This window comes from Mesorhizobium sp. STM 4661, from assembly GCF_000359125.1.
In the GTDB taxonomy this organism is placed as follows: Bacteria; Pseudomonadota; Alphaproteobacteria; order Rhizobiales; family Rhizobiaceae; genus Mesorhizobium.
Map to the genome: position 1 here is coordinate 92,797 of NZ_CAAF010000065.1, position 26,110 is coordinate 118,906.

The 26,110-nt window shown below is 63.7% G+C and carries 26 protein-coding genes and 1 riboswitch; of the genes, 11 read left to right on the top strand and 15 right to left on the bottom strand.

What is annotated here, in order from left to right; genetic code table 11:
* Positions 1-32 precede the first annotated feature (32 nt).
* From MESS4_RS21785 to MESS4_RS21805, 5 genes are all read left to right on the top strand, one after another.
* Complete coding sequence (locus tag MESS4_RS21785; protein ID WP_036241855.1) at positions 33-575, top strand: XRE family transcriptional regulator; 543 nt, start codon at positions 33-35, stop codon at positions 573-575.
* Between the two features lie 99 nt (positions 576-674).
* The gene (locus MESS4_RS21790) at positions 675-3,128 is read left to right on the top strand and encodes an FAD-dependent oxidoreductase (RefSeq protein WP_006335581.1); all 2,454 of its coding nucleotides are present in this window, start codon (positions 675-677) and stop codon (positions 3,126-3,128) included.
* On the top strand, positions 3,125-4,024 hold the full coding sequence (locus tag MESS4_RS21795) for a homocysteine S-methyltransferase family protein (RefSeq protein ID WP_006335582.1): 900 nt from the start codon (positions 3,125-3,127) through the stop codon (positions 4,022-4,024). The genes MESS4_RS21790 and MESS4_RS21795 overlap by 4 nt, the downstream gene beginning before the upstream one ends.
* Positions 4,024-5,205, top strand: a complete 1,182-nt coding sequence (locus tag MESS4_RS21800) for a pyridoxal phosphate-dependent aminotransferase (protein WP_006335598.1) — start codon at positions 4,024-4,026, stop codon at positions 5,203-5,205. The genes MESS4_RS21795 and MESS4_RS21800 overlap by 1 nt, the downstream gene beginning before the upstream one ends.
* A complete protein-coding gene (locus MESS4_RS21805) occupies positions 5,202-7,667 on the top strand; it encodes an FAD-dependent oxidoreductase (RefSeq protein WP_006335599.1) in 2,466 nt (821 codons plus the stop codon). Before MESS4_RS21800 ends, MESS4_RS21805 begins: the two co-directional genes overlap by 4 nt.
* A gap of 60 nt (positions 7,668-7,727) precedes the next feature.
* Here MESS4_RS21805 and MESS4_RS21810 read toward each other — a convergent pair whose 3' ends face one another.
* From MESS4_RS21810 to MESS4_RS21835, 6 genes are all read right to left on the bottom strand, one after another.
* The gene (locus tag MESS4_RS21810) at positions 7,728-8,309 is read right to left on the bottom strand and encodes an NAD(P)H-dependent oxidoreductase (protein ID WP_006335600.1); all 582 of its coding nucleotides are present in this window, start codon (positions 8,307-8,309) and stop codon (positions 7,728-7,730) included.
* A gap of 210 nt (positions 8,310-8,519) precedes the next feature.
* The gene (locus MESS4_RS21815; RefSeq protein ID WP_006335601.1) at positions 8,520-9,917 is read right to left on the bottom strand and encodes an FAD-binding oxidoreductase; all 1,398 of its coding nucleotides are present in this window, start codon (positions 9,915-9,917) and stop codon (positions 8,520-8,522) included.
* Positions 9,917-11,218 (bottom strand): cytosine deaminase, encoded by a 1,302-nt coding sequence (locus MESS4_RS21820; RefSeq protein WP_006335602.1) that lies wholly within the window; start codon positions 11,216-11,218, stop codon positions 9,917-9,919. Before MESS4_RS21820 ends, MESS4_RS21815 begins: the two co-directional genes overlap by 1 nt.
* 177 nt (positions 11,219-11,395) lie before the next feature.
* Positions 11,396-12,247: an ABC transporter permease gene (locus tag MESS4_RS21825; protein ID WP_006335603.1), complete on the bottom strand. Its 852-nt coding sequence runs from the start codon at positions 12,245-12,247 to the stop codon at positions 11,396-11,398.
* Complete coding sequence (locus tag MESS4_RS21830) at positions 12,234-13,064, bottom strand: ABC transporter ATP-binding protein (protein ID WP_006335604.1); 831 nt, start codon at positions 13,062-13,064, stop codon at positions 12,234-12,236. Before MESS4_RS21830 ends, MESS4_RS21825 begins: the two co-directional genes overlap by 14 nt.
* 3 nt (positions 13,065-13,067) lie before the next feature.
* The gene (locus MESS4_RS21835) at positions 13,068-14,072 is read right to left on the bottom strand and encodes an ABC transporter substrate-binding protein (RefSeq protein ID WP_006335605.1); all 1,005 of its coding nucleotides are present in this window, start codon (positions 14,070-14,072) and stop codon (positions 13,068-13,070) included.
* Between the two features lie 254 nt (positions 14,073-14,326).
* Between MESS4_RS21835 and MESS4_RS21840 the strand changes: the two genes are divergently transcribed.
* On the top strand, positions 14,327-14,710 hold the full coding sequence (locus tag MESS4_RS21840) for a RidA family protein (protein ID WP_006335607.1): 384 nt from the start codon (positions 14,327-14,329) through the stop codon (positions 14,708-14,710).
* A gap of 90 nt (positions 14,711-14,800) precedes the next feature.
* Positions 14,801-15,604 (top strand): creatininase family protein, encoded by an 804-nt coding sequence (locus tag MESS4_RS21845; protein ID WP_006335608.1) that lies wholly within the window; start codon positions 14,801-14,803, stop codon positions 15,602-15,604.
* Here MESS4_RS21845 and MESS4_RS21850 read toward each other — a convergent pair whose 3' ends face one another.
* Together MESS4_RS21850 and cobD are read right to left on the bottom strand one after the other, a co-directional pair.
* A complete protein-coding gene (locus tag MESS4_RS21850; RefSeq protein ID WP_006335609.1) occupies positions 15,605-16,114 on the bottom strand; it encodes a tyrosine phosphatase family protein in 510 nt (169 codons plus the stop codon).
* A complete protein-coding gene (cobD, locus tag MESS4_RS21855) occupies positions 16,111-17,166 on the bottom strand; it encodes a threonine-phosphate decarboxylase CobD (protein WP_081609819.1) in 1,056 nt (351 codons plus the stop codon). The genes MESS4_RS21850 and cobD overlap by 4 nt, the downstream gene beginning before the upstream one ends.
* Here cobD and cbiB point away from each other — a divergent pair.
* Positions 17,165-18,136, top strand: coding sequence for an adenosylcobinamide-phosphate synthase CbiB (gene cbiB / locus MESS4_RS21860; RefSeq protein ID WP_006335611.1), 972 nt, complete (start codon positions 17,165-17,167; stop codon positions 18,134-18,136). The two genes, cobD and cbiB, sit on opposite strands and share 2 nt — an antisense overlap.
* A gap of 33 nt (positions 18,137-18,169) precedes the next feature.
* Here cbiB and cobO read toward each other — a convergent pair whose 3' ends face one another.
* The 5 genes from cobO to MESS4_RS21885 form a co-directional block, all read right to left on the bottom strand.
* On the bottom strand, positions 18,170-18,799 hold the full coding sequence (gene cobO / locus MESS4_RS21865; protein ID WP_006335612.1) for a cob(I)yrinic acid a,c-diamide adenosyltransferase: 630 nt from the start codon (positions 18,797-18,799) through the stop codon (positions 18,170-18,172).
* Positions 18,786-19,316: a bifunctional adenosylcobinamide kinase/adenosylcobinamide-phosphate guanylyltransferase gene (gene cobU, locus MESS4_RS21870; RefSeq protein ID WP_036241842.1), complete on the bottom strand. Its 531-nt coding sequence runs from the start codon at positions 19,314-19,316 to the stop codon at positions 18,786-18,788. Before cobU ends, cobO begins: the two co-directional genes overlap by 14 nt.
* Positions 19,309-20,115, bottom strand: a complete 807-nt coding sequence (locus tag MESS4_RS21875) for a CbtA family protein (protein WP_006335614.1) — start codon at positions 20,113-20,115, stop codon at positions 19,309-19,311. The genes cobU and MESS4_RS21875 overlap by 8 nt, the downstream gene beginning before the upstream one ends.
* A 15-nt stretch (positions 20,116-20,130) precedes the next feature.
* Complete coding sequence (locus MESS4_RS21880; protein WP_036241843.1) at positions 20,131-20,310, bottom strand: CbtB-domain containing protein; 180 nt, start codon at positions 20,308-20,310, stop codon at positions 20,131-20,133.
* 35 nt (positions 20,311-20,345) lie between these two features.
* Positions 20,346-20,543: riboswitch (cobalamin riboswitch) on the bottom strand.
* Between the two features lie 66 nt (positions 20,544-20,609).
* Complete coding sequence (locus tag MESS4_RS21885) at positions 20,610-21,302, bottom strand: gamma-glutamylcyclotransferase (protein ID WP_006335616.1); 693 nt, start codon at positions 21,300-21,302, stop codon at positions 20,610-20,612.
* A 118-nt stretch (positions 21,303-21,420) separates the two neighbouring features.
* Here MESS4_RS21885 and MESS4_RS21890 point away from each other — a divergent pair, with 118 nt between their 5' ends.
* Positions 21,421-22,602 carry an aromatic ring-hydroxylating dioxygenase subunit alpha gene (locus tag MESS4_RS21890; RefSeq protein WP_006335624.1) on the top strand — a complete coding sequence of 394 codons (1,182 nt, stop codon included), beginning with the start codon at positions 21,421-21,423 and terminating at the stop codon, positions 22,600-22,602.
* A 3-nt stretch (positions 22,603-22,605) separates the two neighbouring features.
* Here MESS4_RS21890 and MESS4_RS21895 read toward each other — a convergent pair whose 3' ends face one another.
* Positions 22,606-23,805, bottom strand: coding sequence for an MFS transporter (locus MESS4_RS21895; RefSeq protein ID WP_006335625.1), 1,200 nt, complete (start codon positions 23,803-23,805; stop codon positions 22,606-22,608).
* Positions 23,806-24,165: 360 nt separating this feature from the next.
* On the opposite strand from MESS4_RS21895, the gene MESS4_RS21900 reads away from it, so the two are divergent.
* Both MESS4_RS21900 and MESS4_RS21905 read left to right on the top strand, forming a co-directional pair.
* The gene (locus MESS4_RS21900) at positions 24,166-25,170 is read left to right on the top strand and encodes a DUF1624 domain-containing protein (protein ID WP_006335627.1); all 1,005 of its coding nucleotides are present in this window, start codon (positions 24,166-24,168) and stop codon (positions 25,168-25,170) included.
* Entirely contained in the window at positions 25,167-25,643 is a 477-nt protein-coding gene (locus tag MESS4_RS21905) for an isoprenylcysteine carboxylmethyltransferase family protein (RefSeq protein ID WP_006335628.1), read from the top strand. Before MESS4_RS21900 ends, MESS4_RS21905 begins: the two co-directional genes overlap by 4 nt.
* A gap of 15 nt (positions 25,644-25,658) precedes the next feature.
* On the opposite strand, the gene MESS4_RS21910 is transcribed toward MESS4_RS21905, so the two are convergent.
* The gene (locus MESS4_RS21910; RefSeq protein WP_006335629.1) at positions 25,659-26,045 is read right to left on the bottom strand and encodes a MerR family DNA-binding transcriptional regulator; all 387 of its coding nucleotides are present in this window, start codon (positions 26,043-26,045) and stop codon (positions 25,659-25,661) included.
* Positions 26,046-26,110: the final 65 nt, after the last annotated feature.

A 26,110-nucleotide genomic window follows, 5' to 3' on the forward strand; every position in this document is an offset into this window, starting at 1 on the left:
CTATCCGACCGGAACAGGAAAACGCCGAACGGCTGCTGGCCGGCGATATCAGGGCGCTGCGCAAGGCGCGCGGGCTGACGCTGGCCGAGATCGGCCTGAGGCTCGGCCGCTCGGTCGGCTGGGTCAGCCAGGTCGAGCGCGGCCTGTCGATCCCGTCCCTAGGCGATTTGCGCGCCTTCGCCGACCTGTTCGGCGTCCCGCTCAGCCTGTTCTTCAGCCATGACGTGCCGATCGAGAAGGAGCGTGGCGTCGTCGTGCGTGCCGGCAGCCGGCGCTCGCTTGGCACAAGCGAATCCGGCCTGGTGGAGGAGCTTCTGTCGCCCGATCTCGGCGGTAGTTTTGAGATGGTGCGCTCGATCTTCGCGCCGGGCGCGGAACTGAAGACCGAAGCGCGGCGGCCAACGGAGGAAGCTGGCTATGTCGCCTCCGGCATTTTCGAGATCGAGATTGCAGGCGTCTGGCACCGGCTCGGCGAAGGCGACTCCTTCCGTTTCGAGGGCAAGCCGTACCGCTGGCGCAATCCGGGTGCCGAGCCGGCAGTGGTCATCTGGGTGGTTTCGCCGCCTGTCTATTGAACCAATGCATGTCGCCCAAAAGTGCGTAGCGGTTTTGGGACAACGACATGCATCAAAACAAAATAGAAGCGCAACGCGCTTTGGGGTTTGGAGAAGAACATGGCCGGTTTGCCGACCACGGCACGCGTGGTGATCATCGGAGGCGGTGTCGTGGGCGCCTCCTCGCTCTATCACCTCGCCAAGGCGGGTTGGACCGACTGCGTGCTTCTGGAAAAGAACGAGCTGACATCGGGCTCGACCTGGCATGCCGCCGGCAATGTGCCGACTTTCTCCTCGTCATGGTCGCTGATGAACATGCAGCGCTATTCGACCGAGCTCTATCGCGGGCTGGCCGACGCGGTCGACTACCCCATGAACTACCACGTCACCGGCTCGCTCAGGTTGGCTCACACAAACGAGCGGATGCAGGAATTCCAGCGCGCCAAGGGCATGGGCCGCTACCAGGGCATGGACATCGACGTGGTCGGGCTGGACGAGATCAGGCGCCGCTATCCCTTCATCGAAACCCATGATCTGAAGGGCGCGCTCTACGACCCGAGTGACGGCGACATCGACCCGGCGCAGTTGACCCAGGCGCTGGCCAAGGGCGCGCGCGACATGGGCGCGAAGATCATCCGCTTCTGCCCGGTGACCGGCGTGCGCCGCGACGGGGACGAATGGGTGGTTGTAACAGCGCAAGGCGAAATCCGCTGCGAGATCGTCGTCAACGCCGCCGGCTACCGTGCGGCCGAGGTCGGCCGGATGTTTGGCCGTGAGGTGCCGATGATGGTGATGAGCCATCAGTACATATTGTTCGAGGAAATCCCCGAACTGGCGGCCTGGTCGAAGGAACAGGGAAAGAAGTTGCCGCTGCTGCGCGACGTCGACACCTCCTACTATCTGCGCCAGGAAAAGACCGGCATGAATCTCGGCCCCTATGAGCGCAATTGCCGTGCCCATTGGGCAACCCATAACGATCCGATGCCGGAGGATTTCTCCTTCCAGCTCTTCCCCGACGATCTCGACCGTCTAGAGCACTACCTCGCCGATGCCGTCGCCCGCGTGCCGATCCTCGGTACGGCCGGCCTGTCCAAGGTTATCAACGGTCCGATCCCCTACGCACCGGACGGCAACCCGCTGATCGGGCCGACGCCCGGTGTGCCCAACGCGTTCGAGGCCTGCGTCTTTACCTTCGGCATCGCCCAAGGCGGCGGCGCCGGCAAGGTGCTGGCCGAATGGATCACCGAGGGCCAGACGGAATGGGACATGTGGTCCTGCGACCCGCGCCGCTTGACTTCATTCGCCGCCGCGCCGGACTATTGCGTGGCCAAGGGCATGGAGATCTACGGCAACGAATACGCCATCCAGTTCCCGCGCCATGCCTGGCCGGCCGGGCGCGACCGCAAGCTGTCGCCGATCCATGATCGCACTAGGGCGTTCGGCGCCCGCTTCGACGCCTATAATGGCTGGGAGCGCGCCACCTGGTACGCCGGGCCGGGCGACGACATTTCGGAAGAAGCCACTTTGACCTTCCGCCGTGATGGCCCCTGGCAGCAACGCGTTCACGAAGAATGCCTCGCCGTGCGCGACGCCGCCGGCATCCTCGACCTGCCCGGTTTTTCTCGGTTCAACCTCGAAGGTCCCCGCGCCGCCGAATGGCTGAGCCGACAGGTCACCGGTCTGGTGCCGAAGCCGGGCCGCATCGGCCTCGTCTACTTTTCCGACGACAAGGGCCGCATCGTCACCGAAATGTCCGTCGTGCGCCACGGCGAGGACCAGATGACGCTGATCACCGCGGCGGTGGCGCAGTGGCACGATTTCGAATGGCTGAAATCGCGCATGCCCAAGGATGCGCCGTTCAAGCTGATCGACCGGACGGAGGAATATTCGACGCAGATCCTCGCCGGCCCCAATTCGCGAACGATCCTCGCGGAGGTCTGCGCCGCCGATCTTGCCCTGCCCTGGCTCACCCATCAGGAGACGACCATCGCCGGTCGCTGGGCGAAGCTGGTGCGCGTCTCCTTCGCCGGCGAGCTTGGCTGGGAAATCCACACCAAGGTCGGCGACACCCCTACTGTCTTCGACGCCGTCTGGGCCGCCGGCCAGAAGCACGGACTGAAACCATTCGGCATGTACGCGCTGGACTCGCTCCGGCTCGAAAAGGGCTACCGCGCCTGGAAGGGCGACCTGTCGACAGATTACTCGATCCTGCAGGGCGGGCTGGAGCGCTTCGTCAAGTGGGAAAAGCCCGACTTCCGCGGCAAGGCGGCGCTGCTCAACGAAAAGCAGCAAGGCGTTAAGAAGCGCTTCGTCACGCTGGTCGTCGAAAATCCCGGCGATTGCGATGCGCCCTACATGTCGACGCTCTGGCATGATGGCAAGATCGTCGGCGAGACGACGTCGGGCGGCTGGGGCCATCGCATCGACAAGTCGATCGCGCTCGGCATGCTGCGCGCCGACCTCGTCGAACCCGGCACCGCGGTCGAGGTCGAGATCTTCGGCGACCGCTTCAAGGCGATCGTGCAAAAGGATGAACCGCTGTGGGATCCGAAAAACGAAAGATTGCGCGCATGAAATCCGTCATCCTTACCGACGGCGGCATGGGCCAGGAACTGGTCCGCCGCAGCAAATCCGAGCCGACACCGCTATGGTCGGCCAGGGTGTTGATCGACGAGCCCGATCTGGTGCGCGACCTGCATGCGGAGTTCATTCGGGCGGGCGCCCGCGTCATCACCATCAACACCTACTCCGCGACACCCGAGCGCCTGGCGCGCGAGGGTGCGGAAGCGCTGTTCGAGCCGTTGCAAAAACGCGGCATCGAGCTCGCAATGCAGGCGCGCGACGACGCCGGCGACGTGGCCATCGCCGGCTGTCTGTCACCGCTGTTCGGCAGCTACGCGCCGGCGCTGACCATTTCCTTCCAGGAGACGCTCGACACCTACCGCCGTATCGTCGCCGAGCAGGCTGATGGCGTCGACTTGTTCCTGTGCGAGACCATGGCCTCGGCCGAGGAAGCACGCGCCGCCGTCACCGCGGCCTCGGAAAGCGGCAAGCCAATATGGGTGTCGTGGACGCTCGCCGATCACGGCACGCCGCGCCTGCGCAGCGGCGAGGCTATAGCGGCAGCGACGAGCGCGCTCGGCGACCTGCCGGTCGCAGCCAGGCTGATCAATTGCTGCCGGCCTGAAGCGATCACTGCGGCACTACCCGAACTGATCGCTCTCGGCGGCCCGGTTGGCGCCTATGCCAATGGCTTCACGTCGATCGAGGCGCTCAAGCATGGCACCACCGTGGACGTGCTGCACGCCCGCCACGATCTTGGCCCTGATGCCTATGCCGACCAGGCAATCGGCTGGGTCGAAGCCGGCGCCGGCATAGTCGGCGGTTGCTGTGAAGTCGGCCCGGCCCACATCGCCACTCTGCGCGACCGGCTAGAACAGGCCGGCTACCAAATCTCGGGAGTCGCATAATGCCCAGACCGTCATCGCGTATTTCCGGCATCGTGCCTTCGGGCAAGGATGGCTGGGAGGTTCATTCCGCCGCCTGGGCACGCAAGGAGGCCGGCGAGGACATCATCATGCTGTCGGTCGGCGACCATGATTTCGATACGCCGAGCCAGACGATCGAAGCCTGCGTGACGGCGGTTCGCGGCAGCAATCACCATTACACGCCGCTTCCCGGCCTTCCGCGCCTGCGCAAGGCAATGGCGGCAGCCTCGACCGCCTGCACCGGCGTCCCGACCAGCCCCGACCAGGTCATCGCCACGCAGGGCGGACAGGCAGCACTCTACGCTGCCGTGCAGGCCGTCCTCGACCACGGCGACCACGCCATCGTGGTCGCGCCCTATTACGCCACCTATCCAAACACTTTCAGTGCGGCGGGTGCGGAATTCACCGTCGTCGAGACGCCGGCCGAGGATGGTTTTCAGCCCCGCGCGGACATGATTCGCGCGGCACTTCGGTCGAACACGCGCGCCATCCTCATCAACACGCCGAACAATCCGACCGGCGCCGTCTATTCGCGACAGCATCTTGAAGAGCTGGCGCAGGTCTGCCGGGAACATGACCTGTGGCTGCTGTCGGACGAAGTCTACTGGACGCTGGGTGGCGGCGAGCATATCTCGCCCCGCGCTCTGCCCGGCATGGCCGAGCGCACGCTGGTCATCAATTCGATGTCCAAGAGCCACGGCATGACCGGCTGGCGCATGGGCTGGCTGACCGGCCCCGAAGCGATGATCTCGCTGCTGATCAACCTCAATCTGGTGACGACCTACGGCCTGCCGGCCTTCATCAGCATCGCCTGCGCCGAAGCGCTCGAAAACGGCTATGGCGTCAAGGAGATCGCCGAACGCTATGCGGCGCGGCGCACCCTCTTCCTCGACGCCATGCGCGGCATGAACAACGTCACTGTACGCGGCTCCGAAGGCGGCATGTTTGCCATGCTCGATATCTCAGCCATCGAGCCGGACGACGAGAAATTCGCCTGGGCTTTTCTGGACACGGAAAAGGTCGGCGTCATGCCGGGCTCCAGCTTCGGCGAGGCAGCCGCCGGTCACATCCGCGTCAGCCTTTGCCAGCCCGAGCCCGTGCTGCAGGAAGCAGCCACTCGCCTGCGCCGCTTCGCTTCCAGCTATCGCCGCGAGGCCGCATGACCGCCAAGACCATCCCCACCAGGGCCATCCCTACCAAAGCAAGGGCGGTCATCATCGGTGGCGGCGTCTCCGGCTGTTCGGTCGCCTATCATCTGGCCAAGCTCGGCTGGACCGACATCGTGCTTCTCGAGCGCAAGCAGCTGACATCGGGCACGACATGGCATGCCGCCGGCCTGATCGGCCAGTTGCGCGGCTCGCAGAACATGACGCGGCTGGCGAAATATTCGGCCGACCTCTACGTCAAGCTGGAAGCCGAGACCGAGGTCGGCACCGGCATGCGCCAGGTCGGCTCGATCACCGTGGCGCTGACCGAGGAACGCAAGCACGAGATCTATAGGCAGGCGTCTCTCGCCCGCGCCTTCGATGTCGATGTGCGCGAGATTTCGCCCAGCGAAGTCAGTGAGATGTATCCGCATCTCAATGTTTCCGATGTGGTCGGCGCGGTCCACCTGCCACTCGACGGCCAATGCGACCCGGCCAACATCGCCATGGCGCTGGCCAAGGGTGCGCGCCAGCGCGGCGCTACCATCGTCGAGAACGTGAAGGTGACCAAGGTCCACACCAAGGCCGGCCGCGTTACCGGCGTGTCCTGGACGCAAGGCGACGAGCAAGGCACGATCGACACCGACATCGTCGTCAACTGCGCCGGCATGTGGGCGCGTGAACTCGGGGCCCAGAACGGCGTCACCATCCCGCTGCATGCCTGCGAGCATTTTTACCTCGTCACCGAGCCAATCCCCGGCCTGACCCGCCTGCCGGTGCTGCGCGTGCCGGACGAATGCGCCTACTACAAGGAAGACGCCGGCAAGATGATGCTCGGCGCCTTCGAACCCGTGGCAAAACCGTGGGGCATGGACGGCATTCGCGAGGATTTCTGTTTCGACCAGCTGCCCGAGGACATGGATCATTTCGAGCCGATCCTCGAAATGGGCGTCAACCGCATGCCGATGCTGGCGACCGCCGGCATCCATACCTTCTTCAACGGCCCCGAAAGCTTCACGCCTGACGATCGCTACTATCTCGGTGAGGCGCCGGAACTGTCGGGCTACTGGATGGCGACCGGCTACAATTCGATCGGCATCGTATCCTCCGGCGGCGCCGGCATGGCTCTGGCGCAATGGATCAATGATGGCGAAGCGCCCTTCGACCTCTGGGAAGTCGACATCCGCCGCGCCCAGCCGTTCCAGAAGAACCGCCGCTATCTCAAGGAGCGCGTCTCCGAAACGCTCGGCCTGCTCTATGCCGACCATTTCCCCTATCGCCAGATGGCAACCTCGCGCAATGTCAGGCGCTCGCCGCTGCACGAGCATCTGAAGGCGCGCGGCGCCGTCTTTGGTGAAGTCGCCGGCTGGGAGCGCGCCAACTGGTTCGCCCGCGAAGGCCAGGAGCGCGAATACCGCTATTCCTGGAAGCGGCAGAACTGGTTCGACAACCAGCGCGAGGAGCATCTGGCCGTCAGGAACGGCGTCGGCCTGTTCGACATGACCTCCTTCGGCAAGATCCGAGTCGAGGGGCGCGATGCCTGTGCTTTCTTGCAAAGGTTCTGCGCCAACGACATGGACGTGGCGCCGGGCAAGATCGTCTACACCCAGATGCTCAACCAGCGCGGCGGCATCGAGAGCGACCTCACCGTGTCGCGCTTGTCGGAAACCGCCTATTTCCTCGTCGTGCCGGGCGCCACGCTGCAACGCGATCTGGCCTGGCTGCGCAAGCATCTCGCGGACGAATTCGTCGTCATATCAGATGTGACGGCGGCCGAAGCCGTGCTCTGCCTGATGGGTCCGGACGCAAGGAAGCTGATCCAGAAGGTAAGCCCCAACGATTTCTCCAATGAAACCAATCCGTTCGGGACGTTCCAGGAGATCGAGATCGGCATGGGGCTGGCCCGTGCCCACCGCGTCACCTATGTCGGCGAACTCGGCTGGGAGCTTTATGTCTCGACCGACCAGGCAGCCCATGTCTTCGAGGCGATCGCGGAGGCCGGCACCGATGTCGGCCTGAAACTTTGCGGTCTGCATACGCTCGATTCCTGCCGCATCGAAAAGGCCTTCCGTCATTTCGGCCACGACATCACCGATGAGGACAACGTGCTGGAAGCAGGGCTTGGTTTTGCGGTCAAAACGGCCAAGGGCGATTTTCTCGGCCGCGATGCGGTACTGAAGAAGAAGGAGGCCGGCCTGTCACGCCGGCTGGTCCAGTTCCGCCTGACCGACCCGCAGCCTTTGCTCTTCCACAATGAGGCGATTCTGCGCGACGGCAAGATCGTCGGCCCGATCACCTCGGGCAATTACGGCCATCATCTCGGCGGCGCAGTCGGACTTGGCTATATCGAGTGCAAGGGCGAGAGCGAGGCGGACGTGTTGTCGTCGTCCTACGAGATCGAGATCGCCGGCGAGCGCTTCGCCGCCGAGGCGTCGCTCAAGCCGATGTACGATCCGAAGGCCGAGCGAGTGCGGATGTAGTTCTTTTTCCTTCTCCCACAAACAAGGAGAGAAGGAAGCTTCCGCAAAACCTCCCCCGAATCAGAACGCATCCATCCTGGCCGCGACCTTCGCCTTGAACGTCTTGCGCGTCCCGTCGGTCGACAGATTCATTGAATAGTGCGCCAGATAGGAGACGGATGCGCCGGGCTTGATGGTAGCGCGCAGCATGCGGTTGACCAATTTGCGCGGCGGGTCGCCCATCAACATGGCGCGGAACCGGCTGCCGCCATAGGTGGTGACAGCGGCCAGCTTGCTTATGTTGTGCAGCGTCGGCTGCACCTTGCCGTCGACCAGCCTGAACGACACGCCGGGCAGGAAGACGCGGTCGAAAAAGCCTTTCAGGATCGCCGGATAGCCGTAATTCCAGACCGGGAATGACAGCACCAATGCTTCTGCCCGCAGCAGGCGCTCGACATAAGGCGCTGCCGCATCATCAGCACCGCGCATATCGTGATAGCCGAGCCGCTCGGCCCGCGTCAGCCGCGGATCGAAATTCTCGGCATAGAGATCGCAGTCGTCGATCGCGTGGCCGGCGGCCGTCAATCGTTCGACGATCGTCCGATGCAGACCGGCGTTGAAGCTGGTTTCGACCGGATGGGCGTAGAGGACGAGGATGTTCACAGGAGAACATCTCGCAGGTCAGCGCGAGGCACCCCCCTCTGCCCTGCCGGGCATCTCCCCCTCAAGGGGGGAGATCGGCTGTCAGTATCGCTTTCGCCAGTTGACGACGTTGGAAGATGGTCGAGACGATGGAACTGCCAATCTCCCCCCTTGAGGGGGAGATGTCCGGCAGGACAGAGGGGGGTAAAGCGCCACACGCTCTTCATCGACTCAGCCCGCCTTCTGCAAGCCCTTGAACAGAAACGACTTGCCCGAACGGTAGTCGTAATCCGGGTTCTCCCAGGCGATCATCTTGCCGGGGTTCAGCAGCCCTTGCGGGTCGGTCTCGCGCTTGAAGGCAAGCTGCACCTCGTCGGTCTGCTTCATGCCGCCCTCTTCCAGCGTGTAGCGATGCGGATTGAAGATCCAGCAGCCATTGTCCTCATGGATGCGGATGATCTCGTCGAGTCGCTCCGCCGTGGTGAAACGGACCAGCGGCAGGCCGGCGACGCCGATCGCGCCGTCGAAGCGAATGAATTCGAGATGCGACGGCACTTCGTCGCCGAAGCGATCGACCATCGCCTTGACGTGAGCGAGATGATCGGGCGACGGGTAGCGGGCCTGCAGATAGGTGATCGTGGGATCGACCCTGATGGCGCGCAATGTCGTGTGGTTCCAGGTCAATTCATAGGCCGGCGGCAGGCCCTTCAAATCGGCCTCCTTGTCGGCGCGGAAGACGATCTCGCCCTTGCTGCGCGCCGCGAAGGCGAGGAAGGCGTCCATCGCATGCGGCGCGATCATCAGGACGACGATGCTCTGCTCGCGGCGGAAGAATTTCTGATGGCGCTTGAAATAATCATACGGGATCGGTGCTGCGATCGGCGTGATCAGTTTTGCCAATATGCCATCCTGGACGGCGAGATCGTCGCCGAAGCCGGCCGCATCCATGAAATCGTCGAAGCCGACGATGACGTCGACCCAGTCGTAAGCGGCCGTCAGCGGCATCTCGACCTCGGTGATGATGCCGTTGGTGCCATAGGCATGCATGACCTTCAGCACGTCCTCGCCGGTAAGCTCCATGACGCGTGGCTCCGCCTCCATCGTCACGGTTCGCAGCCGGATGACATTGCCGAGGTCGCGCAGGCCACCCCAGCGGATCGAGCCGACGCCTCCCGAGCCACCGGCAACGAAACCGCCGATCGATGCGGTGTTGTAGGTCGATGGCGACATCCTGAGCTCCTGGCCCGAATGCGCCCGCGTCGCTCTGTCGATCTCGGCCAGAACGGCGCCTGGCCCGGTGACGACGCGCCCGGGCGCGATCGCCTTGACCGCGTTCATCTCGGCGAGATTGAGCACCACGCCGCCGGACAAAGGCATGGCCTGCCCGTAATTGCCGGTGCCGCTGCCGCGCGGTGTTACCGGAACGCCGTGCCGGTGGCAGGCCGCCAGCAAGCGGATCACCTCCTCCTCGGTTTTCGGCGTCACGATCAGGTCGCCGGTGACATGGTCGAGCTGCTGCTTCAGCACCGGACTGTACCAGTAGAAGTCGCGGCTCTTCTGCTGAACGATCGCCGGATGGTCGTCGATCTTCAGGCCGTCGAGGTCGCGCTTGAGCGCCGCAATATCCATTACTTCACCATCAGCTCGTCGAGTTCGGCATAGTCGGGCAATTGGCGCTCGATGGCGCGGCCATCGCGCACCACGATGCGATCAGATTCCGGTCGCGACAGCAATTCCGTCCAGCTTCGCCCCTTGAAGACGACAAAATCGGCAGTGCCGCCGGCGGCGAGCGCACCAAAGCCGTCGAGCCGCATCACCTTGGCCGGCGTCTCTGTTACGGCCTTTGGCCAGTCGCCGACAGGATGGTCGAAATGCAGGATGCGCGTCGCCATCCGGTAGACCTCCAGAATGTCGAGATCGCCATAGGCATGGAACGGGTCGCGCGTGTTGTCTGAGGCGACAGCGACGGGAATGCCGCGCGCCTTCATCTCATGCAGCAGCGTCACGCCGCGCCAGCGCGGCGTGGTGTTGTCGCCGCGCCGATCCTGCAGATAGAGATTGCACATCGGCAGCGACACCACGGCGAGCCCCGCCTTCGCCACCTTGTCCAGCGTGTCGAGTACGTCGAGGTCCGGCTGACGCGCCAGAGAACAGCAATGGCCGACGAGGATGTTGCCCTCGAAACCGTTCCACAGCGCCGCCTCGGCGATCTTCTTCAGCGAGATCGCGGAAACATCGTCCGTCTCGTCGGCATGGAAATCGAGATCGAGCCCATGCTTGATCGCCAGCGCGAACACCTGGTCGAGAAGTTCCTCGAGGTCCGGCACCATATAGGTGACGACGCCGAGCACGCCCTTGGCCGCGGCCACGCGTTTGGCCAGTCCTTCGAACCATTTCCTGTCGCGCACGCCTTCGATGCCGAGCAGGCAGGCCGCCTGCAATTCGATACGGCCGCGCCACGTCTCCCGCATCGTCTCGAACACCGGCCAGGAGATCTCCTCCTGCGGCGCCACGCTGTCGAGATGGGTGCGCAAGGCCTTGGTGCCATGCGCGTAGGCCGAGCGCAGCGAGAAATCCATGCGGCGCGCGACGTCCTCGGCGCTCCAGCGGGCGGCGCGGTCGGCGCCTGTGGCATTCAATGCGCCCATGAAGGTGCCGTCGGGATTGGGTTTTCGGGGCCAGATATGGCCCTTGTCGATGTGGGTGTGGCAGTCGACGAAACACGGCATGACGATGCGCCCGCCAAGATCGATCGCGCCCGCCGGTGCCTTGGATCGGCCATGCGCGGCAATGCTGGAGATCTTGCCGTCGGCGACGGCGATATCGGCAAGCGCGAAACCGTCGCTGTCATATGCCGCGGCAAGGCCGGGCGTCAGCGACTGATGAACACGGACGCTGGCAAGATGATAAGGACCAGAGGCTGGTATCAAGCCGCACCCCCCTCTGTCCTGCCGGACATCTCCCCCTCAAGGGGGGAGATCGGCAGCTTCACCCGTGGCACACGTCTTGCCACGTCAGTAATTGGCGAAATCCAAAATGAAGTCCAATCTCCCCCCTTGAGGGGGAGATGTCCGGCAGGACAGAGGGGGGTAACGGCGCCAACCACCCTACCGCTCCTGCTTCAGGGCGCTTTCGTGCCAGCGCCGCAGGATCAGATGCGACACCAGCGACAGCACCAGGAAGATCAATATGCCGGTCAGCGAGATCAGGATCAGCGCCGCGAACAGCCGCGGTGCATTGAGCCGATAGCCGGCCTCGATGATGCGCGAGGCAAGACCCGAAGACTGCCCGGTGGCGCCGGCGACGAATTCCGCCACCACGGCGCCGATCAGCGACAGGCCGCCGGCGATCTTCAACCCGCCAAGGAAATAGGGCATCGCCGCCGGCAGCCTGAGATAACGCAATTGCTGCCAGCGGGTCGCGCCGTTAAGCTTGAACATGTCGCGCAGATTGCGGTCGACGGAGTTGAGGCCGAGTGTGGTGTTGGAGAGGATCGGAAAGAAGGCGACGATCCAGGCGCAGAGCAGGAGTTTCGTCGTCTGATTGTCGACATAGATGTTGATCAGCGGGAAGATCGCGACGACCGGCGTCACCTGCAGCACGATGGCAAAGGGGAAGAACGACATCTCCACCCATTTCGATTGCGCGAACAGCACCGCCAGCCCGACCCCGCCGACGACGGCGAGAAGCAGGCTGAGAAAGGTGATCTTGAGCGTCACCAGCAGCGAGGAGAACAACAGCCCGGCATCGTCATGGAGCGTTTGCAGCACCACGCCGGGACGCGGCAGGATGTATTTCGGAATGTCGTTCCAGACGCAGATGCGATCCCACAGCCAGATCGCCAGAATCATGATCGCCAGCGGCAGGATCCATCTGCCGATCCGTTCGAGCCGCTCCTGGCGCAGGCGGCGCGCCTCCTCGGGATCGAGCGTCGGCGTGTGTTCTTCAATGGCCGTCATGATGCGATCCGGCGGTTGAGTTGATGGCGCCGATCAGCACGTCGGACGCCTGGCGGCAGAGCGCGGCATAGTCGGGCGAGGTGCGAAACGCCTCGTCACGTGGATAGGGCGCATCGACGGCAAATTCCCTGAACACGCGCCCCGGCCGCGCCGCCATGACGACGACGCGGTTGGACAGGAACACGCTTTCGAAGACGCTGTGGGTGACGAAGACGACGGTGAAGCGCTCGTCCTGCCGCAGCTCCAGAAGATCGTTGTTGAGCTTGAAGCGGGTGATCTCGTCCAGCGCCGCGAACGGCTCGTCCATCAAAAGCACGCGCGGCCTGTTGACCATTGCGCGCGCGATCGAGACGCGCATCTTCATGCCCCCGGACAGTTCGCGCGGCACGGCATTCTCGAAACCGGTCAGGTGGACCCGCGCCAGCATCTCCATGACAGAAGGCGCCGCCTTGGCCCGCGAAACGCCCTTCAGCCTGAGCGGCAGCCAGACATTGTCGAAGACATCGGCCCAGGGCAGCAGCGTCGGCTCCTGGAAGACGAAGCCGATGTCAGAGCGGTCGAAGGAGCTACTGCCGCGCCAGTCGAGCACGCCCGAGGTCGGCGTCGACAGACCGGCGATCAACCGCAGCGCCGTCGATTTGCCGCAGCCCGACGGTCCGAGCAGGCTGAGGAAATCGCCTTCCCGGATCGTCAGATTGACGTTGCTGAGCGCCGCAACACCGTTGGAAAAGACCTTGCCGACATCGCGCAGCGCCAGCAGTATCGCGGCTTCACCCGATGCGTTTACAGGCGCTTGCGCCACTTTCTCCAGCTTCACGGCCTACTTCTTCAGGTCAAGCCCGACGCTCTTGTTGATAAAGGCAAGCGTGTAGGACTTCTTGATATCGACGCCGTCCGGCACGACCTTCGCCTTGACCATCTTGTCGTAGAAGCTCTGGATGCGCTCGTCTGTCATCGCGCCGATGCCGAGTTTTTCGGTATCGCCAGAATCGACGATGCCGAATTTCTTCATCTGCTCGATCGAAAACGCGATCTGCTCGTCGCTGATGTCGGGATTGTCCTTCTTGATCGCCGCGTTGGCGGCAGCGTTGTCGCCGTAGAGATAATTGTACCAGCCCTTGGCCGAGCCATCGACGAAGCACTGCACGACCTCCGGGCGCTTGTCGATCGTGTCCTGCATGGTCTCGATCGTCGTCGCGTAGGTGTCGAAGCCGTAGTCAGCGAGCAGAAACAAATTGGGCTGGAAGTCGCCTTCCTTGGCGACGGCATAGGGCTCCGAGGTCACGTAACCTTGCTGGATCGACTTCTTGTTGGCGATGAAGGGCGCGGGGTTGAAGGTGTAGGGCACGCGCTTGGCCGGGTCGAAGCCGAATTCAGTGATCATCCACTGGAAGTAGCTCTGTGCACCCTCGTCGCTCAGTATGTACTGGTCCGCGTTTTTCAAATCTTCCCATTTGTCGAGCCCCTGACCCGGATGGGCCATGATCACCTGCGGCTCTTTCTGGAAGGAGGCGGCGACCACGCGCAGCGGAATCTCCTGCTGAACGGCGTCGAAGGCCTGCAGCATGTTGCCGCCCATGTAGAAGTCGATCTTGCCGGCGAGCAGCAGCGGCCGCCCGCTGACCTGCGGGCCACCTTGCATGATCGTTACGTCGAGCCCGCAAGCGGCATAGGTGCCATCAGCGACTGCCTGATAGTAGCCGCCGTGCTCGGCCTGGGCGAGCCAGTTGGTGCCGAAGGTGACCTTCTCGTTCGCTGCCGCACTGAGCGTGCTTGCGGCAAGCAGCGCGATGGCGCTCGCCGAGATCTTCCGTTTTCCGTACATGAACACCACCCTTTGTTTGCTCCGGCACGCCACGCACCGGGCTCGACACCGTCGATTCAAGAAGCAAGACACATGCCACCAGCAAGGCCGCCCGCTTGCGCAATAACCGCATGCGAAGACTGGACGGGTCATGCTGTATGGGATGCATCGTGCCTATTTTTTGAACGCCTGTCCACAATTGCACCGATGGCATGCACCACATCTTGAAGGCCCCACCGGTCCGGTCCTACGCTGGCCGCAAACAGGAGATTGCCATGTTCAGATTCCTCACGCCGAAGTCGATCAAGCCACCTTTCGCCCGCTACAGCCACGGCGTCGAGGTGCCCGCGGGGAAGCGGCTGGTGCTGTGCTCGGGCCAGGTCGCCATCACATCGGATGATCAAATCCCGGAGGATGCCGGCGCCCAGGCCGAACTCTGTTTCCAGAACATAGCGGCGATCCTCGGCGAGGCCGGGCTTGGACTTCAAGACATCGTCCGCATCAACGCCTATGTCACCGACCGCGCCTTCCTCAGGCCCTATATGGACGTTCGCGACCGGCTGTTTTCGAGCCCGGCGCCGGCCTCGACGTTGATGATCGTTTCCGGTTTCGCCCGGCCTGAGTTCAAGGTCGAGATCGAGGTCATCGCGGCGGGGTGAATCGACAGGCGACCCTTCCCGCGCTAGGTCTGGCCTTGCATCGAAGAGGCCACGCTATCGAAAAGGCCAAGCTATCGAAAAAGGCATGACATGAGCGTTGCAAAAAGACGCGTGTGGTGGGGCGACTATCGGACCACCGAATACGCCACGATCGACCCTGAGGCGACGATCGCCATCCTGCCGGTGGCGGCGATCGAACAGCACGGCCCGCATCTGCCGGTTTCGACCGACACCTCGATCATGAACGGCATGCTGGAAACGGTGATCGCCCGCCTGCCCGGCGATCTCGACATCCGCATCCTGCCGGTCCAGGCGGTGGGCAAATCGAACGAGCATCTGTATGCGCCGGGCACGCTCACCCTGCCGGCAACGACCCTGGTCGAGGCCTGGACCGAGCTCGGCCAGTCGGTCGCGCGGGCCGCCGTCAGGAAACTGATCGTCGTCAACTCGCATGGCGGCAACGAGGAGATCATGGGCATCGTCACGCGCGAATTGCGCGTGCGCGCCAAAATGCTGGCGGTGAAGACGAACTGGCAGCGCTTTGGCCGGCCGGCGGGCATGTTCACCGAGCTCGAGGATCGTCACGGTATCCATGGCGGCGATGTCGAGACCTCGCTGATGCTGCATTTCCGGCCGGATCTCGTCGATGTGGGCAAGGCCGACAATTTCGTTTCCAACGTCGCTCGCGCCGAAAAAGAGTTTTCGCTGCTGCGCCACACCGGGACGCACGCCTTTGCCTGGATTGCCACCGACCTCAACCCGAACGGCGTGGTGGGCGACGCCAGCATTGCGACGGCCGAAAAAGGCCGGCTGACCGCCGAGCATCAGGCTGACGGTTTCATCGGCCTGTTGAAGGATGTGCGCAAGGCGAAGCTCGCCGATTGGCTCGCGTAACTAGCCGTCGATCTTCAGCGCGAAGGGCGTGCCTTCAAAGGCATCGGCGCCGCGCCCGATCGCCTGGATGGCGTCGATCATCCGGCCGTTTCGGTCAAGCAGCGTGTCGGCGACGGAAATCAGCCGCGGATTGGGTGTTGCCGAGGGCGACAGAGCACGCAAAGTCTCAGCCAATTCGACCTCGTCGCGCTTCGGCGCCAATGCAGCCGCGATGATGTAGGCCGAGGCGGTCGAACGGCTGATGCCGGCATAGCAATGGACGACCAGCGGCCTTGCACGATCCCACCGGCGCGCGAAATCGAGCAGGTTGCGGACGTGTTCCTCGCCCGGCATGGTCATGCCGTCCTGCGCCACCGCAATGTCGTGCATGACGAGGTGCAGATGGTTCTCCCTGGCGATCGAGGCCGGCCGTGTCACCTCCGTCCCGGCGGCCAGCAGCGAAAGCAGCCGCTCGGCGCCGGTCTTCGTCACCGTTTCCTCGACCTTCGACAGCGAGCAGACATGGATCATCGCTTGATCTCCCTGGCGGCATCGTCGCGCCGCGAAGCCCAGTCCGCAAGAGCCGATTCGAGCCGCCGCCATTCCTCGTCCTCGCCCGGCAATCCGCCGCGCAGCACGTGCGGCCGATCGGAGAAATGCCGAAGCAGGACGCCGCGTTCGCCGAGCGCCGAAAACAGGCCGGCGGCGTCCGGAAGGCTGACATAGCGAAACAGCGTGGTGCCGCCGGCGACGGGAACGCCGAAGCGGTCAAACAGCGCATCGAGCCGCGCCGCATCCTCGGACAGCCGGCGCCGCATGCCGGCCTGCCAATCGGTGTCGGCCAGTGCACGGATGCCATATTCAAGCGCCGGGCCGGCAACCGCCCATGGCCCGAATTGCGCTTCCAGCCGCTCGACGGTCAGCGCGTCGGCCAAGGCAAAGCCAAGCCGCAGGCCGGCCAGGCCAAAGAACTTGCCGAAGGAGCGCAGCACGACGATGCCGCCCTGCTCGACATCGCCGGCAAGGCTTTGCGCGCGCGGGCCGACATCCATGAAGGCTTCGTCGACGACCAGCAGGCCACCGTTGGCGCGCAATTTCCCGGCAAGCCGAAGCAGGTCTTCGCGCTCGACGACGCGCCCGTCCGGATTGTTGGGATTGACGATGATGGCGATGTCGGCCGCGGCAAGCGCCTCGAAATCATCGACCTCCGCCGCCGCATGGCCAGCGATCGCCGCCGCTCGGCTGTGTTCGGCATAGGTCGGGCCGAGCACCAGCGCCTTGCCGGGTTTTACCAGCGAAGCGACGCGCGGCAACAGAATCTGCGTACCGGGCGCCGCCGCCACATTCGCCGCCGATGGTGCGCCATAGACGCTCGCCGCGACATCCGTCAGTTCGCGCAGACGCGCGGCCTCCGGCAACCGTGACAGGGCGGTGGCGGGCAGCTCGAAAAGCGGATAGGAGTGCGGATTGATACCGGTCGAGAGGTCGACAAAAGGCTGCGGCGCGTGGGGAAAGAGCGCCCTCGCCCGGCCAAGGCTTCCGCCATGATCCACTGCTGCCACCGCTCCATCAAGAAGCTTCATGTCGTTCCTGATCGCCTTCCTGTCACTGGTTATCGAATTCGCGCTCGGTTATCCGGACTGGCTGTTCCGTCATGTCGGCCATCCCGTCACCTGGTTCGGCAGGCTGATATCCCTTCTCGATCGTCGGCTCAACCGCGATGCTGATTCCGACGCGCTGCGTCGCCGGCGCGGTGTTCAGGCGCTGTTGGTCATCGTGCTGGTGCCGGGGATCATCGCCCTGGTGGTAGAAATCCTGCTGTGGCAGATCTTTCCTTCCGGTCTGCTCGTCGTGGCAATTCTTGCAACGTCGATGCTGTCGCAGAAGAGCCTGGCCGAGCATGTCGAGGGTGTGGCCGACGCACTCGACAATGGCGGGCTTGCCGTCGGCCGTGTCGCGGTCTCGCACATTGTCGGCCGCGACCCCGAAACGCTCGACAGGGCCGGCGTCTGCCGCGCCGCGATCGAAAGCCTGGCCGAGAATTTTTCCGACGGCATTGTCGCGCCCGCCTTCTGGATCGGCGTCGGCGGGCTCCCCGGCGGCGTCGCCTACAAGGCCGCCAATACCGCCGATTCGATGATCGGCCACCGCACGCCGCGCCATGAGGCATTCGGCCGGGCGGCGGCGCGTTTCGACGATCTGATCAACCTGCCGGCGTCGCGGTTGACCGCGCTGCTGATCGTGCTGGCGGCTTTTTTCGTCAGAGGCGCCGATGCGAAAAATGCCTGGCGCACTGTGCGGCGTGACGCGAGAAAACATCGTTCGCCCAATGCCGGCTGGCCGGAAGCGGCAATGGCCGGGGCGCTTGGCCTCTCCCTTGCCGGGCCGCGCAGCTATGGCGGCGTCATGGTCGAGGATGCGTTCATGGGCGACGGCGGCCGGCGTGAGGCCGAGAGCGCTGACATCAGGCAGGCGCTACAACTCTATCGGACGGCCGATTTTCTGCTGATCGCGCTGTTCGGCATGATCGCGGTGATCGTTCTGGTCGCGTGACCTACCCTCTCCGGGACGGAGGGTAAAAACTTCTCAGAACTCTATCCCTTGCTGCGCCTTCACGCCGGCCGAGAAATGGTGCTTGGTCACGCCCATCTCGGTGACCAGGTCGGCGGCCTCGACCAGCGCCGGCTTGGCGTTACGGCCGGTGATCACGACATGCAAGCCTTCGCGCCGGCCTTTCAGTGCCGCGACAACCTTGTCGAGATCGAGATAGTCGTAGCGCAGCGCGATGTTCAATTCGTCGAGCACCACAAGGCTGATTGACCGATCGGCCATCAGTTCGAGCGCCTTGGCCCAGGCGGCTTCGGCCGCCGCGATGTCGCGCTTCAAATCCTGTGTCTCCCAGGTAAAACCCTCGCCCATCGCATGCCAGACGACACGGTCGCCGAAGGCGGCGAAGGCATCCTTCTCGCCGGTGTGCCATTTGCCCTTGATGAACTGGACGACGCCGACGCGCTTGCCGTAGCCGAGCATTCTCAGCGCCAGCCCAAAGGCGGCGGTGGTCTTGCCCTTGCCCGGCCCGGTGTTGACGATCAGCAGACCCTTCTCGATCGTCTTTGCCGCCACTTCGGCGTCCTGCACCGCCTTGCGCTTGGCCATCTTGGCGCGATGGCGTTCCTCGTCCCCCTGTTCAATGGTCTTGGCATTAATATCGGTCATCTCGCTTCACCTTGAGCGGCAGCCCCGCCACCATCAAAAGCACCGTGTCGGCCACTGCTGCGACCTGCTGGTTGAGCCGGCCGGCAGCGTCGCGAAAGCGCCTTGCCAGCGCATTGTCGGGTACGATGCCTTGGCCGACTTCGTTAGCGACCACGAACCACGGCCCGCGCGGCCGCGACAGCACATCGGCCAGCCGCCGGCTTTCGGCCTCAAAATCATGTTCGGCCAGCATATGGTTGGTCAGCCACAGCGTCAGGCAATCGATCAGGACCGGCCGGCCGTCAGGCAATGCGGCGAGCGCGCCGGCAAGGTCGAGCGGCGCATCCACCGTCGTCCACCCCTCGCCACGCCTCGATCGGTGCAGCGCGATGCGCTCGCGCATCTCGTCGTCATAGGCTTGCGCCGTCGCGATATAGGTCCACGGCCCCCGACAGGCCGTCACCAATGTTTCGGCGTGCGCGCTCTTGCCGGAGCGCGCACCACCGATGATGAAGGTCAATCCTTTGCGATCAGGCAAAGCTGTCGCGCAGGCTGGTCGCCATGCCGGTGAAGCGGCCACGCACCACGCCGACAACAGCGCCTAACACCAGCCAAAACACCAGATTGGTCAGCGTCACCGCCACCACGAACTGGTGATGCAGGCCTTCCGGGATCGCGGTCTCGAAACTGTCGGGCTGCGGCGCGCCGACAATATGCGGCGCCACGATCAAGGCCACAGCCAACAATGCCAATGGCAGCGATTTGCGGAAGGCGAGCAGGCCGAGACCGCCCGCGGTCGCCACCACGGTTGCCGTCCACCAAATCTGGCGCTGGGTGAGATCGGCCGCCGGCATCGCCGGCAGTTCAGGCGGCAGGCCGAGGCCCGGCGCCAGGATGAACGCGGCAAAGCCGGCCAGGCCCCAGAACACGCCCTGGCGCCAATTGCCGATGCCGCCGGCGAATTCCGAGACAGCGACCAGGACCAATGCGAAGCCGATGCCGGTGACGATATTGGCTGCCACGCTGAAGGCGAAGCGCTCGAAGCCGTCGGCCGGCGCCCAGCCTTCGTCTTCTTCCGCGGGAGCAGCCGATTCGGCGGGTGCCGGCGCAGCCGTGCTCATCGCAGTTTCCGCCGTTGCCGCGGAACTCATGGCATTGGTATTGGCTGCCGGAGCCGCCGCGGCATGATCGGGCCCCTGGCCGCTGCCGGTCTTTTCAAAAACTTCGGCCTGGAAAATCAGAGGATAGGTTGCAAAGGCTTGCATGCAGGCGAGAACGACGCCGGCCACAAGCCCTGCGATCGCCGCGATGAACACGACGTTGCGAAACAGTGTCATGATGTCAATTCCTCGTCAGTGGCAGGGAAACGCCATGGAATGGCGATAGTCGTGGGCGGCATTGTGGACGGCCTCGATATGCGAGAAGCCGACAAAGCCCATGACGAAAAAACCGAGCAGCGCGGCAAGCGCGAGCTGCATTAAGCGCGACTGCGCGGAGACGGAAGCGCCGAGAGAGACGGAAGCGGTATTCATATCTTGTCCTTTCGCCCTCCACCCGAGGGCATCGAAGTCAGTTTCCTGTCGCCGGCAGGTCTCCTGGCTCGCGGATCAGCGCCCTTCCCCACCTTCCCGAAGAAAAATCTTCAGTGGCATATGGAGAGGACTACCGCACACAGTTGCGGGGGCAGCCACGGCATTGGGCAAGAAATTCACCCTCACCGCATTCCCTCTTGGCTCCAAACGGAACCGACGACGGTTGAGACTATAAGGAAAATTGCATCGCCCGGCAAACCAAATTCCGCCCGTTACCAGCGTGAATGCGCCACGCGGTTTCAAGGCTTCGAGGCAGCGATCCGCTCGGCAACCAGCCGTTGCAGCCGCCACAGATGGCGATCGTGAATGCCACGCGCTTCCAGGTTTTTCACCGTGTTGTAGAGGTAGTCGGCGCCCGATCCCCAGTGCCCGCAGGATGTGGCGAGCTTTTCGACCATCTCTTCTTCCCCGAGCGGTCCGGCATAGGTCGTTCCCTTGCGATTGATCACGAAGGCCAGCGCCTTGAACGGCCCGCTGTCGCTTGCCCGCGAGAGCAGGCGCGGATGATAGCTCGTCGGCTTCAGTGTCACCTCACGCCGAAAAAGCTTGTCGAGCTGCGCGCGGCGATCGCCATCGCTCAGCCGAAAGGCGACACCCTTGCATTGTCCGCCGCGGTCCAGCGCCATCATCAGCCCCGGGCTCTGCTTGGTGCCGCGCCAGCGTGTCATGTTCATGCAGAAGGATCGATGCCAGCCGCGCGCCACCGCGACCCGTTCCTCGACATGGTCGATTTCGGGCTTCCAGATCAGCGAGCCATAACCGAACAGCCACAGCGGTTCGGAGACGGCGAGTTCAGCCTGCAATTCGTCGAGCATCGCGTCATAGTCGCGGTCATCCAGATGCGCTGCGTCCGGATCGGGACCGGCATCCCCGATCTCGCGCCAGCATCGCGCCACCAGTTCGGGCGTGAGTGACATCTGTCGTGCGGTCATGTCCCGATCCCGTTGTTCGCGGCATGATTAGGCATCACGACCGAAGCCGGCAATGCCGTCGCCCCAATTGACAAACGATTTTCCGGGGTGTCGGCTGGCACATCACAGGAAGCCTGTCATGCAACCCAGTCCGAGCGGGCACGATCCCTACAATGGCCTGACCCGGGCCGAGCCGACGCTGCCGTCGTCAGCCTATTGGGATGTGGAGGCCTATCAGCGCGATCTCGACGCCATCTGGTACAAGAGCTGGCTCTTGGTCTGCCGCGAGGCCGAACTTGCCCAGCCGCTGGCTTTCAGGACATTCCGGATCGGCACGCAGGAGATCGTCGCGCTGCGCGACGAGACTGGCGCGTTGCGCGCCTTCCACAACACCTGCCGGCATCGCGGCTCGCAGCTCTGCCAGGAGAGCGAGGGGCGGCTGAAGGCTCGGCTTATCACCTGCCCCTATCACGCCTGGTCCTATTCGCTGCGCGGCGATCTCGTGCGCGTGCCGTCGAAGTCTCTGCCCGAAGGTTTCGACAAGGCCGAGCACCCACTCTACCGCGTGGCGCTATCGGTGTGGCGCGGCTTTGTCTTCGTCAATCTCGCCGAGGATGCTGGCGGTTCGGCGGAAACCGCCTTCGATCCCGCATCCGGCGACCTCTCCAACTGGCCGCTGGAAACGCTGGTGTCGGGCCATGCGCTGCGCAAGGTGATGAACTGCAACTGGAAGATCTTCTGGGAGAACTTCAACGAATGCCTGCACTGCCCGGGCGTGCACAAGGATCTGTCGCGGCTGGTGCCGATCTATGGCCGCGGCCTGATGGGCCGGCATGACGATCCCGAATGGGCCCACCATGCCGACAATGACGCGCCGGAGTTCTCCGGTGGCCTCAGGGCCGGAGCCGAGACGTGGTCGCAAGACGGTCATGCCCATGGCCCGGTCTTTACCGATTTGACGCCGGCAGAGCGCGCAGCGGGACAGACCTACGCCACCAGCCTGCCGTCGATGTTCGTTGTCGGTCATGTCGACTATGTCCGGACAGTCCGGCTGGCGCCGCTCGGTCCCGAACAGACCGAACTCACCGCCGAATGGCTTTTTTCGCCCGAAGCGCTCGCCGATCCAGCGGCGGACATTGACAACATCGTCGCCTTCGGCAGGCAAGTGCTGGAGGAGGACGCCGCGATTTGCGAAGTCAATCAGAAGGGCCTGCGCTCGATGCGCCACAAGGCTGGCGTGCTGATGCCCGAGGAGTACGACCTGCACCGCTTCCACAATTGGGTACGCGAGCGCCATGTAACACATTCGCCCAAGCCCTGAATATCAAAGGGATTTTGGCAGATAGCGCCACGTAACAAAACCGCAGACCGCCGCTAGCAGGCCGAGCGTGGCGAAGACCGAGCCCAACCCGAAAAACGCCAGCACGACCGAATAGACCAGCGGCGGTGTCAACTCGGAAAAGTCGAGATAGGTGCGATAGACCGCCGCCATCTGCGCCCTCTCGTAGAACCGCACCGAGCGCATGAAGGCGGTCGAGCCCAGCGCGTCGAGAGCGATGGCGAAGAATGCGCCGCACAGCAGCAAGGCGCCGGTAAGAAACGGCACGGATTCGCCGACGGCACCCGCCGCCAGCAGCATGGCGGACATGGCGAAATAGGCTGATGTCATGGTTCGCCGGCCACCAAAACGTTGTCCCACTCTGCCCCAGAAGATGGCCGTGAACAACAGCGCATTGCCCGCCGAGACCAGCAGGCCGCCGGCGAGTTCGCCCTCGCCGGTGATCACCATGAACAGCGGCCCGTAGACGAAGAACGTCGTCCAGAAGCAGGAACGGCCGAAGGCGATCAGCCAGGCAAGCCTCAGCCTGGGCTGCGCGACGAAACGGCCGATATTGGCCAGCGGATTGACCGGCCGCGTCTTGCCCGGGCGGATCGACTGGTTGTCGCCGAGCCGGTAGGTCCAGAACAGCGCCAGCAGGGCCATGGCAAAGATGGCGACCGCGCCATGCGCGGCATAGATGCCGAAACGCGTGTAGAGGAAGATGCCGAGTGTCGGCCCGCTGGTCCAGGCGAGCATCGACCACGCCATGCGCAGCGATTCGGCCTGCGTGAAATCGGTCTTGCGGATGTGGTCCATGATGTAGAGGCTGAGCGTGATGGACAGCGCGCTGGCGCCCATCACGCGGCAAAGCATGCCCACCAATTGCCCGGCAAGCGTGTGCGTGACGAAGAACAGCGAGCCGGCGGCAAGCAGGCAGGCACCTGCGGTGTAGACCCAGCGCCGGGCAAAGCGCCGGATCAGCATCGGCATGAACAGCGTCACCGACAGGCCGAGCAGCGCCACGACGGTGTAGAGGATCGAGACGATCTGTTCGTTGCGGAGGATTTCATAGGCCTGGATCGGGATGACGCTCGACACGGTGGCGCGCGCGAAGGATTCGACCGCATAGAGCGAGGCGAAGGTGCGTGCATCCGCCGGTCGCAAGGCCGGAAGCCCGATCGGATGGCGCACATGGGTAGCCATTGCCTTCCCCGAAGCAGAATCGCCCAAAGCAGAACGCGGGCCCAAATCTGCCGTGGCAATTCCTCGCCCGGTAACAGGAAACCGACGCGTTCGCGGCAAAAAGCGAAGCTGGCCAAAGGCTTTCCGGCGCTGGCCTAAAGCGTCGGCCCAAAAATCGGATTCGATTTTCGGAAAGCACGATGCGTAGATTCAAAAGTGTTAGAGCGTACTTTGTGCGTCCAAGTGGACGCACGTCGCTCTAATGCTGGCCTTGATGCGGCACCAGCACGAACGAGCACCGAGGACATGCATGACCCGCCTTCTGTTGTCCGGCCCAATCGTGATAGTCGTCTTTCACCGCTGAATCAGAATTGCGAGACCATGAGCATTCCCACGTCGACCGCCACCGTTCAGGATTCGCCGAAGCCGAAGCGCATCGTCGCCATCGACATCGCACGCGGCATCGCCCTGCTTGCCATGGCGAGCTACCATTTCACCTGGAACCTCGAATTCTTCGGCTACACCGATCCCGGCCTGACCGCCTTCGGCTGGTGGAAGTTCTACGCGCGTTGCATCGCCTCGAGCTTTCTGTTCCTGGTCGGTGTCAGCCTGTATCTCGCTCATGGTAAACAGATCCGCTGGTCCGGCTTCTGGAAGCGTTTCGCCATGGTCGCCGGGGCGGCACTTGCCATATCTGTTATCACCAGGCTCGCCACGCCGAACGGCTTCATCTTCTTCGGCATACTGCACGAGATCGCGCTGGCCAGCCTGCTCGGCCTGGCGTTCCTGAGGCTGCCGGCGCTGCTGACACTTGTTGTCGCGGCCCTCGTCATCGCCGCACCTTTTTATTTCAGGTCCGAAATCTTCGACCATCCGGCCCTGTGGTGGGTCGGCCTGTCGGCGTCCAATCCGCGCTCCAACGACTATGTGCCGCTGTTTCCGTGGTTCGGCGCCGTGCTGCTGGGCATCGCGGCGGCGAAACTCGGCTCCGCCTCCAGGGTGCTGGCGCTGCTGGCGAACCTCACGGCCGGCCGCTGGTCAAATCCACTGGTGTTCATCAGCCGGCACAGCCTCGCCTTCTACCTGATCCACCAGCCGGTGCTGATCGGCTCGGTCTGGCTGTTTTCGCAAATCATGCCCGCTCCCGCTGAAAACAGGGACGTCAGCTTCTTCAAATCCTGCCAGGTATCGTGCGAGCAACAGCGCGACAAGGAATTCTGCTCCAGCTATTGTGGGTGCATGCTGGATACGCTGCGAGGCGAGGCGACGCTCGATCGGCTCTACAGCGGCGACCAGACCGCCGAATGGAAGTCGCATCTTGCCGACCTGGCGAGCACCTGTACCGCCAGCACCGAAAGCAAGATGATGGAGGGAGGGCAACAATGACCGGCACACAGCCGAAGCACGGAACAATCCCATGGCCGCCGCTGATCTATCTCGCGGCGATCGCCATCAGCATCGCGCTCGGCCTGTTCTACCCACTGCCATGGATCGGCGACCTTCTCGGCGACATCCTGTTCGCTGCCGGTCTTGTGGCGCTGTTCGGCGTCGTCGCACTCTGGTTCACGGCGATCCGCACCATGATCCGGGCGAAAACGACGCTCAACCCCAATGGCGTGCCGGAGCATCTGATCACGTCAGGCCCCTTCGCCATCAGCCGCAACCCGATCTACCTGGCCAACACGCTGCTCATGATCGGTGTCGCCTTCGTATCGGGCATCGCCTGGTTCCTGCCGATGGCATTCATCGCCGCCTTCGCAACGCAGAAGGCCGCCGTCGAGGGCGAGGAGAAAATACTGGCGGCGAAATTCGGCAAGAAGTACCGGGACTATGCAAAAAGAGTTCGGCGTTGGATTTGAGCCGTGCCAGGCCGCTCAAGTGTTGACGCCGAGCTCCACCAGCCGCTCGACACAGGATTCCTCGGCCTGGTCAAGCTCGGCCAGCGTCTCCTCGAGGTCGCGGCGCTTCTGCCTGAGATCCTCGCGCTTTTCCTCGATGCGCTTGATCATCAGCTTGAGCTGGCCGACCTCGCCGGGCGGCTCCTTGTACATCTGGATGATTTCGCGGATCTCGTTGATCGAGAAGCCGAGCCTTTTGCCGCGCATGATCTGGCGGATGAGGTGCCGGTCGGATGGGCGGAACAGCCGCGTGCGGCCGCGCCGTACCGGCTGCACCAGCCCTTCGTCCTCGTAGAAACGCAAGGTCCGCGTCGACACCTCGAATTCGCGGGTCAGTTCGGTGATCGAATAATATTCCCGCATTGCCTCTCCCGACACCGGAGCCTCGGGCGGTCACCGTCATGCGGCGTCGCCTTCCCTCCGATCAA

What these genes read in the sequence shown, in the direction of transcription:
- MESS4_RS21900 (WP_006335627.1), top strand. Translation starts at nt 24,166, where the DNA reads ATGAGCATTCCCACGTCGACCGCCACCGTTCAGGATTCGCCGAAGCCG.
- cobO (WP_006335612.1), bottom strand. Translation starts at nt 18,799, where the DNA reads ATGACCGATATTAATGCCAAGACCATTGAACAGGGGGACGAGGAACGC.
- cobD (WP_081609819.1), bottom strand. Translation starts at nt 17,166, where the DNA reads ATGAAGCTTCTTGATGGAGCGGTGGCAGCAGTGGATCATGGCGGAAGC.
- MESS4_RS21795 (WP_006335582.1), top strand. Translation starts at nt 3,125, where the DNA reads ATGAAATCCGTCATCCTTACCGACGGCGGCATGGGCCAGGAACTGGTC.
- MESS4_RS21840 (WP_006335607.1), top strand. Translation starts at nt 14,327, where the DNA reads ATGTTCAGATTCCTCACGCCGAAGTCGATCAAGCCACCTTTCGCCCGC.
- cbiB (WP_006335611.1), top strand. Translation starts at nt 17,165, where the DNA reads ATGTCGTTCCTGATCGCCTTCCTGTCACTGGTTATCGAATTCGCGCTC.
- MESS4_RS21890 (WP_006335624.1), top strand. Translation starts at nt 21,421, where the DNA reads ATGCAACCCAGTCCGAGCGGGCACGATCCCTACAATGGCCTGACCCGG.
- MESS4_RS21885 (WP_006335616.1), bottom strand. Translation starts at nt 21,302, where the DNA reads ATGACCGCACGACAGATGTCACTCACGCCCGAACTGGTGGCGCGATGC.
- MESS4_RS21800 (WP_006335598.1), top strand. Translation starts at nt 4,024, where the DNA reads ATGCCCAGACCGTCATCGCGTATTTCCGGCATCGTGCCTTCGGGCAAG.
- MESS4_RS21880 (WP_036241843.1), bottom strand. Translation starts at nt 20,310, where the DNA reads ATGAATACCGCTTCCGTCTCTCTCGGCGCTTCCGTCTCCGCGCAGTCG.
- MESS4_RS21815 (WP_006335601.1), bottom strand. Translation starts at nt 9,917, where the DNA reads ATGGATATTGCGGCGCTCAAGCGCGACCTCGACGGCCTGAAGATCGAC.
- MESS4_RS21825 (WP_006335603.1), bottom strand. Translation starts at nt 12,247, where the DNA reads ATGACGGCCATTGAAGAACACACGCCGACGCTCGATCCCGAGGAGGCG.
- MESS4_RS21805 (WP_006335599.1), top strand. Translation starts at nt 5,202, where the DNA reads ATGACCGCCAAGACCATCCCCACCAGGGCCATCCCTACCAAAGCAAGG.
- MESS4_RS21875 (WP_006335614.1), bottom strand. Translation starts at nt 20,115, where the DNA reads ATGACACTGTTTCGCAACGTCGTGTTCATCGCGGCGATCGCAGGGCTT.
- MESS4_RS21850 (WP_006335609.1), bottom strand. Translation starts at nt 16,114, where the DNA reads ATGATCCATGTCTGCTCGCTGTCGAAGGTCGAGGAAACGGTGACGAAG.
- MESS4_RS21835 (WP_006335605.1), bottom strand. Translation starts at nt 14,072, where the DNA reads ATGTACGGAAAACGGAAGATCTCGGCGAGCGCCATCGCGCTGCTTGCC.
- MESS4_RS21845 (WP_006335608.1), top strand. Translation starts at nt 14,801, where the DNA reads ATGAGCGTTGCAAAAAGACGCGTGTGGTGGGGCGACTATCGGACCACC.
- MESS4_RS21790 (WP_006335581.1), top strand. Translation starts at nt 675, where the DNA reads ATGGCCGGTTTGCCGACCACGGCACGCGTGGTGATCATCGGAGGCGGT.
- MESS4_RS21895 (WP_006335625.1), bottom strand. Translation starts at nt 23,805, where the DNA reads ATGGCTACCCATGTGCGCCATCCGATCGGGCTTCCGGCCTTGCGACCG.
- MESS4_RS21905 (WP_006335628.1), top strand. Translation starts at nt 25,167, where the DNA reads ATGACCGGCACACAGCCGAAGCACGGAACAATCCCATGGCCGCCGCTG.
- MESS4_RS21910 (WP_006335629.1), bottom strand. Translation starts at nt 26,045, where the DNA reads ATGCGGGAATATTATTCGATCACCGAACTGACCCGCGAATTCGAGGTG.